Source organism: Pseudomonas sp. G5(2012) (genome assembly GCF_000408945.1).
GTDB classification, from domain to species: domain Bacteria; phylum Pseudomonadota; class Gammaproteobacteria; order Pseudomonadales; family Pseudomonadaceae; genus Aquipseudomonas; species Aquipseudomonas umsongensis.
Genome location: NZ_APIO01000025.1, coordinates 1 through 16,614 on the forward strand (window position 1 = coordinate 1; position 16,614 = coordinate 16,614).

A 16,614-nucleotide genomic window follows, 5' to 3' on the forward strand; every position below is an offset into this window, starting at 1 on the left:
GAGCATGCTCGCGATGAACCGGAGAGCGCCACGGGGTATCAGGCCCCCAGCCTTATCGTTGACGACCATCATCGGAACGCCGCCCGGAGCATGCTCGCTCCTAAAAATGAAGCCAACCGCCTTCAATGTTAAAGTCGTCCCTCGATTTGCGCTTTCCAAGGAAGCCTTTATGCCGGACGCAACGTCCCTCAGTGCTGGTTTTATGGTGGTTCACGGCAATCGCCTGGACGAGTTACGCAGCCTGGTGGTGAGCTGGATGCGGCGCTACCCGCTGGCCCCCCTGGAAAATGAAATCGCCCTGGTGCAGAGCAACGGCATCGCGCAATGGCTTAAGCTGGCACTCGCCGAAGATCCTGAAGACGACGACATGGGCGGCTGCGGGATCGCCGCCGCCATCGATGTGCAATTGCCCGGCAGTTTCATGTGGCAGCTCTACCGGATGGTCCTGGGGCGCGACGAGATCCCGGCCAAGTCGCTGCTGGATAAAGCCCCCCTGACCTGGCGCCTGATGCGTCTGCTGCCGCAGTTGATCAATCAGCCACACTTCGAGCCGCTCCAGCGTTTTCTCACGCATGACCCCGATTTGCGCAAACGCTATCAACTGGCTGAGCGACTGGCGGATCTGTTCGACCAGTACCAGGTGTACCGCGCCGATTGGCTCGAAGACTGGGCGCAAGGTCGTCACCAGTTACGTAACGGCAGGGGCGAAGCCAAGCTGCTGACTGCTGCCAATGCCTGGCAGGCAGAGTTGTGGCGTGCACTGTTGCTGGATGTCGGTGTAGAAGGGATGGCGCAAAGCCGGGCCGGCGTGCACCAGCGGTTTATCGAACGCATCAAAAGCCTCGACGTGGCTCCGAGTGGATTACCGTCACGGGTCATCGTATTCGGCATTTCCTCGCTGCCGGCTCAAGCCCTCGAGGCCCTGGCCGGACTGGCTCGGTTCAGCCAGGTGCTGCTGTGCGTGCACAACCCCTGTCGTCACCATTGGGCAGACATCGTCGCCGACAAAGACCTGCTGCGTCATCAATACAAACGGCAGGCGCGCAAAAGTGGCATGCCGGGCGTTCTCGATCCGCAAACCCTGCATCAACACGCGCATCCCTTACTGGCTGCATGGGGCAAGCAGGGACGGGACTACATCAACCTGCTCGACAGCTACGACGATCCCAACAGCTATCGCTCGGCGTTTCGTGACGGGCGCATCGACCTGTTCAGTGAAAGCCAACCGCTGCACATGCTCAACCAGTTGCAAGACGACATCCTTGAGTTGCGTCCATTGGGCGAAACCCGTGAATACTGGCCGGCGGTGGATCTACAGAAAGACTCGTCGATCCGCTTCCACATTGCCCACAGCGCCCAGCGCGAAGTGGAGATCCTGCACGATCAGTTGCTCGCACGCTTCAGCGCCGATCCGCTTTTACGTCCCCGGGATGTGATTGTCATGGTCCCGGACATTGATGCCTACGCCCCGCATATTCGCGCGGTGTTCGGCCAGCTTGAGCGCCACGACCCGCGCTTCATACCCTTCACCCTCGCGGACCAAGGGCAGCGCGGCCGTGACCCGCTGTTGATCGCGGTGGAGCATCTGCTCAAGTTGCCAGACAGCCGTTTCCCGGTCAGCGAGATTCTCGACCTGCTGGATGTCCCGGCGCTACGGGAGCGTTTCGGCGTAGAGGAACGTGACCTGCCAACCCTGCATCGCTGGATCGAAGGGGCGGGTATCCGCTGGGGGATGAACGCCGAGCAGCGCGCAGGCCTGGGGCTGCCCGAGGCATTGGAGCAAAACAGTTGGCGTTTTGGCTTGCGGCGCATGTTGCTCGGGTATGCCGTTGGCAGTTCGGGTGCCTGTGGCGGCATCGAACCCTATGACGAAATCGGTGGTCTGGATGCCGCGCTCATAGGCCCGCTGGTTGCGCTACTGGACGCACTGGAAATTGCCCACCACGAGCTCTCTCAACCGGCATCGCCGCAGCAATGGAGCCAGCGCTTGCAGGCATTGGTGGCACTGTTCTTCCAGGCCAGTAACGAGCACGACGAGTATTTGTTGACGCAGCTGGAAACGTTACGCGAAACCTGGCTGGAAAACTGTGAGTCAGTTGGCTTGCACGACGAACTACCGCTGACCGTCGTCCGTGAAGCCTGGTTGGCCGGTCTCGATCAGGGGCGATTGTCCCAGCGTTTTCTGGCTGGAGCGGTCAACTTCTGTACCTTGATGCCCATGCGCGCGATTCCGTTCAAGCTGGTGTGCCTGCTGGGGATGAACGATGGTGATTACCCGCGGGCACAGCCGCCACTGGACTTCGACCTCATGGGCAGCGACTACCGGCCTGGCGATCGCTCGCGGCGTGAGGACGACCGCTATTTGCTGCTGGAGGCATTGTTGTCGGCGCGCGATCAACTCTACATAAGCTGGGTCGGTCGCAGCATTCGCGATAACAGCGAGCGCCCGGCATCCGTGCTGATCGGCCAGCTCCGTGACCACCTGGCCAGCGGTTGGCGATTGGCCGATGCCGAGGAAGGCTTGCTTGAGGCCATGACCCAGGAGCATCCGCTGCAACCCTTCAGTGCCCGTTACTTCCACCAGGGTGATGCCCTGTTCAGCTATGCCAGCGAGTGGCAGGTGCTTCACCAGGCCGGTGGGCATGCGCCTGGCCATGAGATGCTCGATGCCCACATCCAGGAGGAACCGCTGAGTCTTGGGCAACTGCAGGATTTCTTGCGCAACCCGGTGCGACATTTCTTCAGTCAGCGATTGAAGGTGTTCTTTGAAGCTGCAGAAGCGCCTTTGGCCGATGAAGAACCCTTTGTCCTCGATGCCTTGCAACGCTATGGCCTGAGCGACAGTTTGCTCGGCGCGGCGTTGGCAGACCTGGAAAATACCGAGCAGGTGCTGGAGGCGCAGGCCAGTCGCCTGCAAAACAGTGGGCTGCTGCCCATGGCAGGATTTGGCGAATGCCTGCAACGCGAGTTGATCGAACCCTTGCCGGATCTGCTTGCGCGTTATCAACAGCTCCTGGCGTTATGGCCAACACCCCTGAGCAGTGCCCTGCCAGTCAATCTGCAAGTGGACGACCTGCGTATCGAGGGCTGGCTCAGTGGCCTGCATCAACGGGCAGACGGGGGCTTGCTGGCAGTCACGACGATCCCCAACAGCATTGGTTCGATCAAGACCCGCAAGTGGCATCGGCTGACACGACCGTGGGTCAATCATCTGGTGGCGTGCGCCAGCGGCATGCCGATGACCACGGCCTTGGTCGCCAGTGATGACAGCCTGCTACTCGACCCGATTGCACAGGAGAGTGCCTTGGGAACCCTGGGTGATCTGTTACTGGCCTGGCAATCCGGAATGCGCCAACCCCTGCCGATAGCGGTCAAGACCGCCTTTGCATGGCTCGGGCAGACCGACCCGGCCAAAGCCCAGGCAGCGGCCCGCAAGGCCTATGAGGGGGACGGCTTGACCACTGATGGCGAGCGCCGCGAAAGCATGGCGCTGGCCCGTCAGTTCGCCGATTACGACGCCCTGGTCGCCGACGAGACATTCGTCGATTGGTGCGATGCCTTGTATCGACCACTGCTTGAGGCCCCTTGGCGCTCAGTGTCCAGTGAGGAAGCCCGCCCATGACCACCCAGACACCCTTGGCCCTGGCGTTCCCGCTGCGTGGCAGTCAACTGATCGAGGCCAGCGCCGGGACCGGCAAGACCTTTACCATTTCCGCACTCTACCTGCGGCTGATCCTGGGCCATGGTGCAGACTCCCATGGTTTCGGTCGTGAACTGCTGCCGCCACAGATCCTCGTGGTGACCTTTACCGATGCCGCGACCAAAGAGCTGCGCGAACGCATCCGTACGCGACTGGCAGAAGCCGCACGGTTTTTCCGCGACGAAACGCCGGCCCCCGACGCACTGATCAACCAGCTGCGGCAAGAGTACGCGCCGGAACAGTGGCCCGGCTGCGCCAACCGCCTGGACATCGCCGCGCAATGGATGGATGAGGCGGCCGTGTCGACCATCCACAGTTGGTGCCAGCGCATGTTGCGCGAGCACGCTTTCGACAGCGGTAGCCTGTTCACTCAGACCCTGGAAACCGACCACAGCGATCTGCTGGGGGAAGTGCTGCGCGATTACTGGCGCTTGTTCTGTTATCCGATGCAGGGCGATGCGTTGAACTGGGTGCGCAGCAATTGGGGCGGTCCGGCCGCTTTGTTGCCGCGGATCCGCGGGTTGTTCGCCAGCGCGCGCGACACCCTCGCCGGTAAGGAGCCGGCGCAATTGATCACCGAGTGCCTGCAGGAGCGGCGAGCCGCCTTGCTTGAGCTGAAGATGCCGTGGCGCCAGTGGGCCGACGAGTTGCTGGCCCTGTGTCACGAAGGTGTCGCCAGCAAGAGTGTCGACGGGCGCAAGATGCAGGCGCGGTACTTCGAACCCTGGTTCGAGAAAATCAAAGCCTGGGCCGAAGACGAGTCCCTCGAGCAACTGGACATCGGCACCGGCTTCACGCGCCTGACGCCTGAGGGTATGGCAGAAGCCTGGAAAAAAGGCGTCGCGCCGGATCATCCGGGCCTGGACGCGATGCCCGCGCTCAAGGCCTGTCTTGATGGCTTGCCGACGCCCGATGCGGCCGTACTGCAACACGCTGCCCATTGGGTGGGGGCGCGTTTCGAAGAGGAAAAGCGCCGTCGTGCGGAAATGGGCTTCGACGACATGTTGCTGCGCCTGGACGCGGCGCTGCAAAGCGATGGCGGCGAGCGACTGGCGAGCTTGATCCGCGAACAGTTCCCGGTGGCATTGATCGATGAATTCCAGGACACCGACCCGGTGCAGTACCGGATCTTCGAGAGTATCTACCGCATTGAAGACAACAGCCCCGACAGCGGGCTGTTCCTGATCGGCGACCCGAAGCAGGCGATCTACGCCTTCCGCGGCGCCGACATCTATACCTACTTGCGGGCCCGCCAGGCGACCACAGGCCGCCTGCATACCCTGGGCACCAACTTCCGTTCGAGCCATGGCATGGTCAGTGCCGTGAACCATGTGTTCGACTATGCCGAGTCTCGCGAGTCCGGGCGCGGGGCGTTCCTGTTCCGGGAGAACAATGGCGATAACCCGGTGCCCTTCCAGCCTGTCGAGTCCCAGGGGCGCAAGGAAGTCCTGCGCATCGATCATCAGGCAGTACCGGCATTGAACATCTGGCACCTGTGCGCCGAGCAGCCGTTGTCCGGTGTGGTCTATCGCCAACAACTGGCCGCCGCCTGTGCCAGCGAAATCACCGCCTTGCTCAACGGCGGACAACAAGGCGTTGCGGGCTTCGTGCGCGATGACCAGCCGCTCAGAGGCTTGATGCCTGCGGACATTGCCATCCTCGTGCGTGATGGCAAGGAGGCGCAGGCGGTGCGTACCGAGCTCGCTAACCGAGGCGTGCGTAGCGTTTATCTGTCGGACAAGGATTCGGTGTTCGCCGCGCAGGAAGCCCATGACGTGCTGACCTGGCTCAAGGCCTGCGCCGAGCCGGACGTCGAGCGGCCACTGCGCGCGGCACTGGCCAGCATCACGCTGAATCTGTCGTTGGTCGAGCTTGAGCAATTGAACCAGGACGAACTGGCCTGGGAAGCGCGGGTCATGCAGTTTCGCCGCTATCGCGAGATTTGGCGCAAGCAGGGCGTGTTGCCAATGCTGCGACGCTTGCTGCATGACTTCAAGCTGCCCCAGGCATTGATAGCGCGCAGCGATGGCGAGCGGGTCCTGACCAACCTGTTGCACCTGTCCGAGTTGCTGCAACAGGCGGCCGCCGAACTTGATGGCGAGCAGGCATTGATCCGGCATTTGTCCGAGCACCTGGCATTGTCGGGCCAGGCGGGTGAAGAGCAGATCCTGCGTCTGGAAAGCGACGAGCAACTGGTCAAGGTCGTGACCATCCACAAGTCCAAGGGGCTGGAGTACCCGTTGGTGTTCCTGCCGTTCATTTGCTCGGCGAAACCGGTGGATGGCAGCCGTCTGCCGTTGCATTACCACGACGCCGCAGGCAAGGCCCAAGTGACGTTGAACCCCACGGCCGAATTGATCGCCCTGGCCGATGATGAGCGCCTGGCCGAAGACCTGCGCCTGTTGTATGTGGCGCTGACCCGGGCGCAACATGCCTGCTGGCTGGGCGTGGCGGATCTCAAGCGCGGCAATAACAACAGCTCGGTGCTGCACCTGTCGGCGCTCGGGTATCTGTTGGGCGGCGGTGCTTGCTTGAACGAGTCGGCGGGCTTGCAGGCCTGGTTGCGAGACCTTCAACAGGGCTGTCCGGCGATTGGTCTTGAACAAATGCCTGAAGCCACCAGCGAGCATTACCATCCACCGCAGAACTCCGCTGCGTTGCTGGCACCGTTGACCGTGCAACGCAAGGCCAGTGAAAACTGGTGGATTGCTTCTTACAGCGCCTTGCGCATCGGCGACAGCCTGAGTATCGGCAGTGATCAGGCGCCCGAAAGTGCACAGGCACAGAAACTCTTCGACGACGAACGTCTCGACCCGCATACCCCTCGAGAGATGGTGGCCGGCGGTGCCGATATCCATCGATTCCCCCGTGGCCCGAACCCGGGCACCTTTCTCCATGGGTTGCTCGAATGGGCAGGCAACGAAGGTTTTGGCGTCACCGGGCAAGCCGTGGAAGATGCGATTGCCCGTCGCTGCAATCGCCGTGGCTGGGAAGGCTGGATCAGCACGCTGAGTGAATGGCTGCAGCATCTGCTCAAGTCGCCGTTGCCGCTGGGCAGCGGCGAGGCACCGGTGGTATTCGGGCAGTTGACCCAGTACCGTGTCGAAATGGAGTTCTGGTTCGCCAGCCACAAGGTCGATGTGCTCAAGCTCGATGCGCTGGTGTGTCAATACACCCACAACGGTGTGCCTCGGGTGGCCGCCGAGTCGGTGTTGCTCAACGGCATGTTCAAGGGCTTCATCGACCTGACGTTCGAGCATGACGGCCGCTATTACGTCGCCGACTACAAATCCAACTGGCTCGGCGTCGACGACGCGGCCTATACCGCGCAGGCCATGGAGCAGTCGATTCTCGACAACCGCTACGACCTGCAATACGTGTTGTACCTGCTGGCCCTGCACCGCCAGCTCAAGGCCCGGCTTGCCGATTACGATTACGACCGGCATGTCGGAGGCGCGCTGTACCTGTTCCTGCGTGGTACCCGTGCGCCAAGCCAGGGCGGGTATTTCGCCCGCCCGCCCAGGGCGCTGATCGAGCAACTGGACCGCCTGTTTCAGGGCAAGCCGCAGCCCAGGGTCGAACCCGCCTGGGAACAGGGAGAACTGCTATGAGCCGCACCTTCGCCAATGTACTGTCGACGCCATTGAGTGCCGACAGCCTGGCGCAACTCAGCCCTTTGACGCGTGCCGAAGACTTGTTGCTGCTGCTCACGCGTTGGGTCGAGCGCGGCTGGTTGCGAGCACTGGACAAGGCCTTCGTCGGTTTTCTTCACGAGCTGGCTCCGAACGATGATCCGCTGGTACTGCTGGCGGCGGCATTGACGAGTCACCAGTTGGGTCATGGGCATGTGTGCCTGGACCTGTTCGAAACCCTCAAGGAGCCGGACTTCGCCCTGTCGCTGCCCCCGGAAGGCGACCTGCAAGGTGGCGCGATGTTACTGCCATCGCAACTGCTGGAAGGGCTGGATGGCGCCCACTGGTGCAAGGTGCTGGCCGCCAGCAGCCTGGTCGCATTGGCGGCGGACGAGCGCGACAGCGTGCATCAGCGGCCTCTGGTGTTGGCCGGCAAGCGCCTGTACCTGAGACGCTACTGGACCTACGAACGACGTATCGACAATGCGTTGCGCGAGCGCCTGGCGGTGCACGAGAACGCACCAGGGGACTTGTTGCAGCGCCTGACGGGGCTATTCGGTCCGGCCAGGCCCGGTGAGGTCGTCGACTGGCAAAAACTCGCTTGCGCCCTGGCGACTCGCAGCGCTTTCAGTATCGTCACCGGCGGTCCGGGAACCGGCAAGACCACCACGGTGGTGCGCTTGCTCGCCTTACTCCAGGCCCCGGCCGTAGAGGCGGGCAAGCCGCTGCGCATTCGTCTTGCGGCGCCAACCGGCAAGGCGGCGGCGCGGCTGACCGAGTCCATCAGCGCACAAGTGCGAACGCTGAAAGTCACTGAAGCCATCCGCGAGAAAATCCCCTCTGACGTCACCACCGTGCACCGCCTGCTCGGCAGCCGCCCGGGGACGCGACATTTCCGTCACCACGCCGGCAATCACTTGCCGCTGGATGTACTGGTGGTGGACGAAGCGTCGATGATCGACCTGGAAATGATGGCCAACCTGCTCGATGCACTGCCGGCCCATGCCCGCCTGGTGCTGTTGGGTGACAAGGACCAACTGGCGTCGGTGGAGGCCGGTGCCGTGCTGGGCGATCTGTGTCGCGACGCCGAAGCGGGCTGGTATAGCCCACACACTCGACAATGGCTGCAAACCGTCAGCGGTGAAAGCCTGGAAGGCAGCGGGCTGCAGGAAGACACCCAGGGCACCCATCCGCTGGCCCAGCAAGTGGTGATGTTGCGCCACTCGCGGCGTTTCGGCGAAGGCAGCGGCATTGGCCAGTTGGCTCGTTGGGTGAACCAGCAACAGCCCGCGCAAGCCCGCAAGTTGCTGGCGGCGCGAAGCCACGACGATGTGTTCAGCCTGTCCCTGCGCAATGAACAGGATCGGGCGCTGGAGCGCCTGTTGCTCGAAGGTCATGGTGAGGGGCCGCAAGGCTACCGCTATTACTTGAGCCTGCTGCGCAACCAGCGTCCAGCGCTCGATTGTCCCCTGGACGATGCGCGCTGGACCGATTGGGCCCGGCAGGTTTTGCAGGCGTTCGACGCCTTCCAGTTGTTGTGCGCGGTGCGCAAAGGCCCGTGGGGCGTGGAAGGCTTGAACCAGCGGGTGACCGACGCCTTGCTGAAGGCCCGGCTGATCGACAGCGACCAGCAGTGGTACGAAGGCCGCCCGGTGCTGATGACCCGCAACGATTACGGCCTGGGCTTGATGAATGGTGACATCGGCATTGCCCTCAAGCTTCCCGAGCGCGAGGGGCCCGAGGCCGGGAAACCGGTACTGCGAGTCGCGTTCCCGAGGAACGACGGCCAGGGTGGCGTGCGTTTTGTGTTGCCCAGTCGCCTCAATGATGTCGAAACCGTGTACGCCATGACCGTGCACAAATCCCAGGGCTCGGAATTCGCCCACACTGCGTTGATCCTGCCCGATGCCCTGAACCCGGTGCTCACCAAGGAGCTGATCTATACCGGCATCACCCGGGCCAAGGATTGGTTCACATTGATCGAGCCTCGGGCTGGCGTCTTCGAAGAGGCGGTGCGACGTCGGGTCAAACGCTTGAGCGGGCTGATGCTGGAACTCAAGGAGGCGAGCGCCTGACAGCGCTCGCAACGCATCTGCCAAAAAGTGGACGTTGCACTTCACGCCATGAAAGCAACGTCAAAAAAACAGTTATTTAGCCAAATGCGCGCGACAAAATTTTATCATGGCGTGAAGTGTAAAGCGCAAAAGGTGACCTAGACTTCAGGCTTGAATGGTCTGGCTCCATGAGATTTTCACTGCTACGACTATTGGGTTTTTATATCCAAAGAGCGAATGCCAATATGAGTGATAGTTCCGTAGCAGGCTCTCGATTAAACGTACTTGATGGATGGCGCGGAATAAGTATCTTGCTGGTACTGGCGTGTCACCTGCTACCACTTGGCCCAAAGTTTTTGCAGTTGAATTCTGCTGCAGGCGTCATGGGCATGGCTATATTTTTTACCTTGTCGGGTTTCCTGATAACAAGTTTTCTGCTCAATAACGACAGCGTCATTGATTTTCTGATTCGCAGGTTCTTTCGCATTGTGCCTCTTGCCTGGCTGTACATGGCAATTGTCTTGCCTATCATGAGCAGCCCTCCGGATTACTACATCGCAAATTTTTTGTTCTTTGCCAACTGGCCGCCCATGTGGCTTGGCGATGTAAACGGCCATTTATGGAGCTTGTGCATGGAGGTCCAGTTTTATGTGGCCATCGCCTTGCTGGTAGTCATGATGAGGAAAAGGTGGATGGTGCTGATCCCTTTTCTTGCCATCGCCGTCACAACCTATCGAGTCATGAATGATGCCCATGTCGTCATCAATACCTATTACCGCATTGATGAAATACTGTCTGGTTGCATACTGGCGCTGATCTATCACAAAAGACTGGGTAACAATCTTGTGAAGGCGCCGGCACAAATGCTGGTCGTGCAAATGGCTTTATTCGCCCTGTTTGTCGTGTCCAGTCATCCCGACGGTGGTTTCATGAACTACTTGCGCCCTTACATTGCCGCCGCAATGGTCGGGAGTACGCTGCTCAATGGCCGGACATTCATTGCCCATGTTCTGAACAACCGCATTCTGTTTTATATCGCCACCATCTCCTACGCGCTCTACGTTGTTCATCCGCTGCTGGCGCATACCTGGCTGGGTAGCGGGGATACCATCGTTAAATATCTGAAGCGACCGTTGTTGTTCGCCGCCATTTTCATCACCGCGCATATCTCCACCTTCTATTATGAAAAATGGTGGATAGCGTTCGGCAAGACATTGTCCAGGAAAGTGGCTGGCCGCCAACCGGTTACAACCTGAACGTTCTTGAACATCCTCAGTCGGCAAACACCATCTGCCGACTGCCACCCATCAACAGTGCCTGGTTCTGCTCGGTCACGGCGCGGATGTAATCCCACAACAGGGTAATCCGCTTGAGCTTCCTCAGATCCTCGCGGCAGTACATCCAGAATTGCCGGGTGATGTTGATTTCCTGCGGCAACACCGGCAGCAACCGTGGGTCCTGGGCTGCCAGGAAGCACGGCAGGATGGCCAGCGACCGCCCTTGCTGCGCGGCCACGAACTGCGCGATCACGCTGGTGCTGCGCAAGTTGGCGCTGGCGCCGGGGAGCACGTTGGCCAGGTACAGCAGCTCGGAACTGAACGCCAGGTCGTCGACATAGCTGATGAACGAATGCTTGCCCAAGTCGGCCGGCCGGCGGATTGCCGGGTGCTTGTCGAGGTATTGCTGCGTCGCATACAGCTGCAGGCGGTAGTCCGTCAGCTTGCAGCAGACATAGGGGCCGTGTTCCGGGCGCTCCAGGGCGATGACGATGTCGGCCTCGCGCTTGGACAGGCTGATGAAGTGCGGCAGCGGCAGGATGTCCACCGAGATCGCTGGGTAGGCGTCGACGAAGTGACTCAGTTGCGGGGTAATGAAAAAGCTCCCGAAACCTTCGGTGCAGCCCATGCGCACATGGCCGGACAACGCCACCCCGGACCCTGAGACCTGTTCGCAGGCCATGTGCAGCGTACTTTCGATCGACTCGGCGTAGCCCATCAGGCGTTGGCCTTCGGCGGTCAGGACAAAGCCGCTGGTCCGGGACTTTTCGAATAGCAGGGTGCCCAGCGAAGCTTCCAGCGAACTGATGCGCCGCGACACGGTGGTGTAGTCGACGGCCAGGCGCTTGGCCGCGGTGCTGGCCTTGCGGGTGCGTGAGACCTCAAGGAAAAACTTGAGGTCATCCCAGTTTAGTGAACCCAGAGACGTGATGTTTTTTTGCATGATGGACCGGCTTTTATGTGCGTTCTTATTAGAAGTTTGCACATCTATACTCCAAAAACAGCCCGATAACCAATTCGTGGCACACGTCTTATCGCAGGGTGACTTTTCGCCCTGGCTCCTGAAATAAAAACAAAGATTCGGAGACCCCACATGAACGCTTCGCTTACGCCTGACGAGACCACCGTGCAAAAGGTCAAACTGTTGATCGACGGCCAGTGGGTCGAATCGCAGTCCACCGAGTGGCACGACATCATCAACCCGGCAACCCAGCAAGTGCTGGCCAAGGTGCCGTTTGCCACGGCTGAAGAAGTCGACGCCGCCATCAGTGCCGCCCATCGCGCCTTCCAGACCTGGAAGCTGACGCCGATCGGCGCGCGGATGCGCATCATGCTCAAACTGCAGGCGTTGATCCGCGAACATTCCAAGCGCATCGCGGCAGTCCTCAGCGCCGAGCAGGGCAAGACCATTGCCGACGCTGAAGGTGATATTTTCCGTGGCCTGGAAGTGGTCGAGCACGCGTGCTCCATCGGCAGCCTGCAAATGGGCGAGTTCGCTGAAAACGTGGCGGGTGGCGTGGACACCTACACCCTGCGTCAACCAATCGGCGTTTGCGCCGGTATCACACCGTTCAATTTCCCGGCGATGATTCCGCTGTGGATGTTCCCGATGGCCATCGCCTGCGGCAACACCTTCGTGCTCAAGCCGTCCGAACAGGATCCGATGTCGACCATGCTGCTGGTGGAACTGGCTATCGAGGCCGGGATTCCGGCCGGCGTGCTCAACGTCGTGCACGGCGGCAAGGACGTGGTGGATGCGCTGTGCACCCATAAAGACATCAAGGCCGTTTCCTTCGTGGGCTCGACGGCGGTCGGCACCCACGTCTATGACTTGGCCGGCAAGCATGGCAAACGCGTGCAATCGATGATGGGCGCGAAGAACCACGCCGTGGTGCTGCCCGATGCCAATCGCGAACAGGCGCTGAATGCGCTGGTGGGCGCCGGTTTCGGCGCGGCCGGTCAGCGGTGCATGGCGACTTCGGTGGTGGTGCTGGTCGGTGCGGCCAAGCAATGGCTGCCTGACTTGAAAGCACTGGCGCAGAAACTCAAGGTCAATGCCGGCAGCGAGCCGGGCACCGACGTCGGCCCGGTGATTTCGAAAAAGGCCAAGGCGCGAATTCTCGAGCTGATCGAAAGCGGCATCAAGGAAGGCGCGAAACTCGAGCTCGATGGTCGCGACATCACGGTTCCTGGTTACGAGAAGGGCAACTTCGTCGGCCCGACCCTGTTCTCCGGTGTGACCCCCGACATGCAGATCTACACCCAGGAAATCTTCGGTCCGGTGTTGGTGGTGCTGGAAGTCAATACGCTCGACGAGGCGATTGCCCTGGTCAACGCCAACCCGTTCGGCAACGGCACGGGCCTGTTCACCCAGTCCGGTGCGGCGGCGCGCAAGTTCCAGAGCGAAATCGACGTCGGCCAGGTCGGCATCAACATCCCGATTCCGGTACCGGTCCCATTCTTCAGCTTCACCGGTTCCCGTGGCTCCAAGCTTGGCGACCTTGGCCCGTATGGCAAGCAAGTGGTGCAGTTCTACACTCAGACCAAGACCGTCACCAGCCGCTGGTTCGATGACGACAGCGTCAACGACGGTGTGAACACCACCATCAACCTGCGTTAAGGAGCCGGACATGAACATTGCTTTTATCGGTCTCGGCAACATGGGCGCGCCGATGGCGCGCAACCTGATCAAGGCCGGCCATTCACTGCGCCTGGTCGACCTGAACAAGGCCGTGCTGGCGGAGCTTGAACAACTGGGCGGCACCATCAGCGCTTCGGCCCGTGAGGCGGCGCAAGGTGCCGAACTGGTCATCACCATGCTGCCCGCTGCCGTGCATGTACGCAGCGTCTGGCTGGGCGAAGACGGTGTGCTCGCCGGTATCGGCAAGGGTGTGCCAGCCGTGGATTGCAGCACCATCGATCCGCAGACCGCCCGTGACGTGGCCGCCGCCGCTGCCAAGCAGGGCGTGGCCATGGCCGATGCGCCGGTCTCCGGTGGCACCGGGGGCGCCGCGGCGGGGACGTTGACGTTCATGGTCGGTGCGACCCCGGAACTCTTCGCGACCCTGCAACCGGTGCTGGCGCAGATGGGCCGCAACATCGTCCATTGCGGCGAAGTGGGCACCGGACAAATTGCCAAGATTTGCAACAACCTGCTGCTGGGCATTTCCATGGTTGGCGTCAGTGAAGCCATGGCCCTGGGCGATGCCTTGGGCATCGACACCAAGGTGCTGGCGGGCATCATCAACAGCTCCACCGGACGTTGCTGGAGTTCGGAGATGTACAACCCATGGCCGGGCATCGTTGAAACGGCACCAGCCTCGCGCGGCTATACCGGTGGCTTCGGCGCCGAGCTGATGCTCAAGGATCTGGGACTGGCAACGGAAGCGGCCCGTCAGGCGCACCAGCCGGTGGTACTGGGCGCGGTGGCGCAGCAGTTGTATCAGGCGATGAGTTTGCGTGGGGAAGGCGGCAGTGACTTCTCGGCGATCATCAACAGTTATCGCAAGCCGCAATAAAACCTGTGGGAGCGAGCCTGCTCGCGATGGTCGTTAACGATGACGCGTGTTTCCTGGGTTCACGCGGCGCTCTTGAGTCCATCGCGAGCATGCTCACTCCTACAGGTATTGCATGTGCGCATCGACATTGACCGGGAAATCACGTCGGGTGATTTCCCGGTTTTTTTGCATCAGGCAAACACGAAGTACTTGCGCACGGTTTCCACCACTTCCCAGGTGCCTTTCATCCCCGGCTCAATGACGAAAATGTCTCCGGCGCGCAGGTGGATCGGCTCTTTTCCTTCCGGGGTGATGATGCAGTACCCCTCGCGGAAGTCGCAGTATTCCCACTTCACATATTCCACGTACCACTTGCCTGGCGTGCAGATCCAGGTGCCCATGATCTTGCTGCCATCTTCGCTGGTGTAGGCGTTGAGGTTGACGGTGTGCGGGTCGCCTTCGAGTTTTTCCCATTTGCAGGCGTCGAGTACGGGCAGCGGATGGGTGTCGCGAAGAACGGTAATCGGTGCGGTCATGATGACTCCGGCGTTGGGGGAGAGCTGAGGACGCACCCTATAGGGCCTGCCGGGGGATCAGTTGTCTGTACTCGACATCGAGGTATCCAGAAACGCAGCGACCCTCACCCGCTTGACGGCTGAAAGCGCCTGCAAGCCCATTGAAATTTCCACTCGATAAACCGCCGATATCTGGCAGTTTGTGCGAAAGCCCCAGGCTTTTTCGAATCTTTTTGCAAGAACATGCACAGGTATCGCTCGTATCATTCACTTCGGAAAAGGCCGAGAGCTGTGCAATGAAAAAAACAATGTCGTGGTGGGACATCAGCCCGCCCTTGAGTACCGCAACACCGACCTGGCCGGGAGATACGCCGTTTCAGGAAGAACGCGTCTGGACACTGGGGCCTGAATGCCCGGTGAATGTCGGGCGCATCACGCTGTCGCCGCACACCGGCGCCCATGTCGACGCGCCATTGCACTACAGCGAGGACGGCGCGGCCATCGGCGACGTGTCCCTCGATGTGTATATCGGGCCTTGCCGGGTGCTGCATTGCCTTGGCAGCGGCGCACTGGTGCAACCCGGACAACTGCAAGGTCGTTTGGACAATTTGCCCGAACGCGTCCTGCTGCGGACCTATCAACACGCGCCGCTGGCCACCTGGGACCCCGAATTCACGGCGGTCGCCAAAGACACCGTCGACCTGCTCGCCAGTCTCGGCGTGCGCCTGATCGGCATCGATACGCCATCGCTGGACCCGCAGCAATCCAAGACCATGGATTCGCACAACGCCGTGGCGCGTCACGGCATGGCCATTCTCGAAGGCATCGTGCTAGATGACGTACCGGAAGGGGATTACGAGTTGATCGCGCTGCCGCTGCGCTTTGCCAACCTCGACGCCAGCCCGGTCAGGGCTATCTTGCGTCCACTGAATTCCACGCCACATGAGGAGCCTGCTCAATGAGCCAATGTCCGTATTCGCCTGCCAGTCAGACAGAGGAATGGCATAACGCCGAGCTGAATTTTTCCGACTCCATGAGCTACGGCGATTACCTGGACCTGGGGCGTATTCTCAGTGCCCAGCACCCCTTGTCGCCGGACCATAACGAGATGCTGTTCATCATCCAGCACCAGACCTCTGAGCTGTGGATGAAGCTGATGCTGCACGAGCTCAAGGCTGCCCGCGAACACGTGCGGCTGGGAGAGTTGCCGCCGGCCTTCAAGATGTTGGCGCGGGTTTCGCGGATCTTTGATCAACTGGTGCATGCGTGGACAGTACTGGCCACCATGACACCTACCGAGTACCACGCGATCCGGCCTTTCCTGGGACAGTCGTCGGGCTTCCAGTCGTTTCAGTACCGTGAAATCGAATTCATCCTGGGCAACAAGAGCGCGACGCTTTTGCGCCCCCACGCCCATCGCCCGGAGTTGCTGCAGGAACTCGAAAAAGCCATCGCCACACCCTCGCTGTATGACGAAGCTATTCGCTTGATGGCCAGCGCTGGCCTTGCGATTGATCCTCAGCGTTTCGAGCGCGACCCGACGAGCCCGACGCAACATGACGCCTCGGTCGAAGCGGCGTGGCGTGTGGTCTACAAGGATCCGTCGCGTTATTGGGATCTCTACCAACTGGCCGAGAAATTCATCGATCTCGAAGACTCGTTCCGCCAGTGGCGCTTCCGCCATGTCACCACGGTCGAGCGGATCATTGGCTTTCAACCAGGCACTGGCGGCACCGAAGGGGTGGGTTACCTGCGCAAGATGCTCGATACCGTGCTGTTCCCGGAGTTGTGGCGGGTGCGTTCGACCCTGTGATCTGACGTTTACATCCCTGTAGGAGCGAGCATGCTCGCGATCGAGGCCAACGATAACGCGGGAAACCTGACACCCCGCGACGCTCTCAGGTTCATCGCGAACAGGCTCGCTCCTACAGGGGACGCG

10 protein-coding genes are annotated in these 16,614 nt (G+C 60.8%); 8 read left to right on the forward strand and 2 right to left on the reverse strand.

Translation table 11 applies throughout. The features are described from left to right. Positions 1 to 169: 169 nt before the first annotated feature. The 4 genes from recC (at position 170) to PG5_RS07245 (ending at position 10,642) form a co-directional block, all read left to right on the forward strand. Positions 170 to 3,622, forward strand: coding sequence for an exodeoxyribonuclease V subunit gamma (gene recC, locus PG5_RS07230; protein WP_020796456.1), 3,453 nt, complete (start codon positions 170 to 172; stop codon positions 3,620 to 3,622). Then, positions 3,619 to 7,311, forward strand: a complete 3,693-nt coding sequence (recB, locus tag PG5_RS07235) for an exodeoxyribonuclease V subunit beta (protein ID WP_020796457.1) — start codon at positions 3,619 to 3,621, stop codon at positions 7,309 to 7,311. Before recC ends, recB begins: the two co-directional genes overlap by 4 nt. Then, positions 7,308 to 9,407, forward strand: coding sequence for an exodeoxyribonuclease V subunit alpha (recD, locus tag PG5_RS07240; RefSeq protein ID WP_020796458.1), 2,100 nt, complete (start codon positions 7,308 to 7,310; stop codon positions 9,405 to 9,407). The genes recB and recD overlap by 4 nt, the downstream gene beginning before the upstream one ends. 224 nt (positions 9,408 to 9,631) lie before the next feature. Beyond that, entirely contained in the window at positions 9,632 to 10,642 is a 1,011-nt protein-coding gene (locus PG5_RS07245; protein ID WP_033045393.1) for an acyltransferase, read from the forward strand. Between the two features lie 16 nt (positions 10,643 to 10,658). Here the strand turns inward: PG5_RS07245 and PG5_RS07250 are convergent, their stop codons facing one another. Continuing rightward, a complete protein-coding gene (locus PG5_RS07250; protein ID WP_020796460.1) occupies positions 10,659 to 11,606 on the reverse strand; it encodes a LysR family transcriptional regulator in 948 nt (315 codons plus the stop codon). A gap of 150 nt (positions 11,607 to 11,756) precedes the next feature. Here PG5_RS07250 and PG5_RS07255 point away from each other — a divergent pair, with 150 nt between their 5' ends. Both PG5_RS07255 and mmsB read left to right on the forward strand, forming a co-directional pair. Beyond that, complete coding sequence (locus PG5_RS07255; protein WP_020796461.1) at positions 11,757 to 13,283, forward strand: CoA-acylating methylmalonate-semialdehyde dehydrogenase; 1,527 nt, start codon at positions 11,757 to 11,759, stop codon at positions 13,281 to 13,283. Positions 13,284 to 13,293: 10 nt separating this feature from the next. Next, positions 13,294 to 14,181 carry a 3-hydroxyisobutyrate dehydrogenase gene (gene mmsB, locus PG5_RS07260; protein ID WP_020796462.1) on the forward strand — a complete coding sequence of 296 codons (888 nt, stop codon included), beginning with the start codon at positions 13,294 to 13,296 and terminating at the stop codon, positions 14,179 to 14,181. 170 nt (positions 14,182 to 14,351) lie between these two features. Here mmsB and PG5_RS07265 read toward each other — a convergent pair whose 3' ends face one another. Beyond that, positions 14,352 to 14,696 (reverse strand): cupin domain-containing protein, encoded by a 345-nt coding sequence (locus PG5_RS07265; RefSeq protein ID WP_007946320.1) that lies wholly within the window; start codon positions 14,694 to 14,696, stop codon positions 14,352 to 14,354. A 275-nt stretch (positions 14,697 to 14,971) separates the two neighbouring features. Between PG5_RS07265 and kynB the strand changes: the two genes are divergently transcribed. Then, the gene (gene kynB / locus PG5_RS07270) at positions 14,972 to 15,637 is read left to right on the forward strand and encodes an arylformamidase (RefSeq protein WP_020796463.1); all 666 of its coding nucleotides are present in this window, start codon (positions 14,972 to 14,974) and stop codon (positions 15,635 to 15,637) included. Beyond that, a complete protein-coding gene (gene kynA / locus PG5_RS07275; RefSeq protein WP_020796464.1) occupies positions 15,634 to 16,488 on the forward strand; it encodes a tryptophan 2,3-dioxygenase in 855 nt (284 codons plus the stop codon). Before kynB ends, kynA begins: the two co-directional genes overlap by 4 nt. The last annotated feature ends 126 nt before the right edge of the window (positions 16,489 to 16,614 follow it).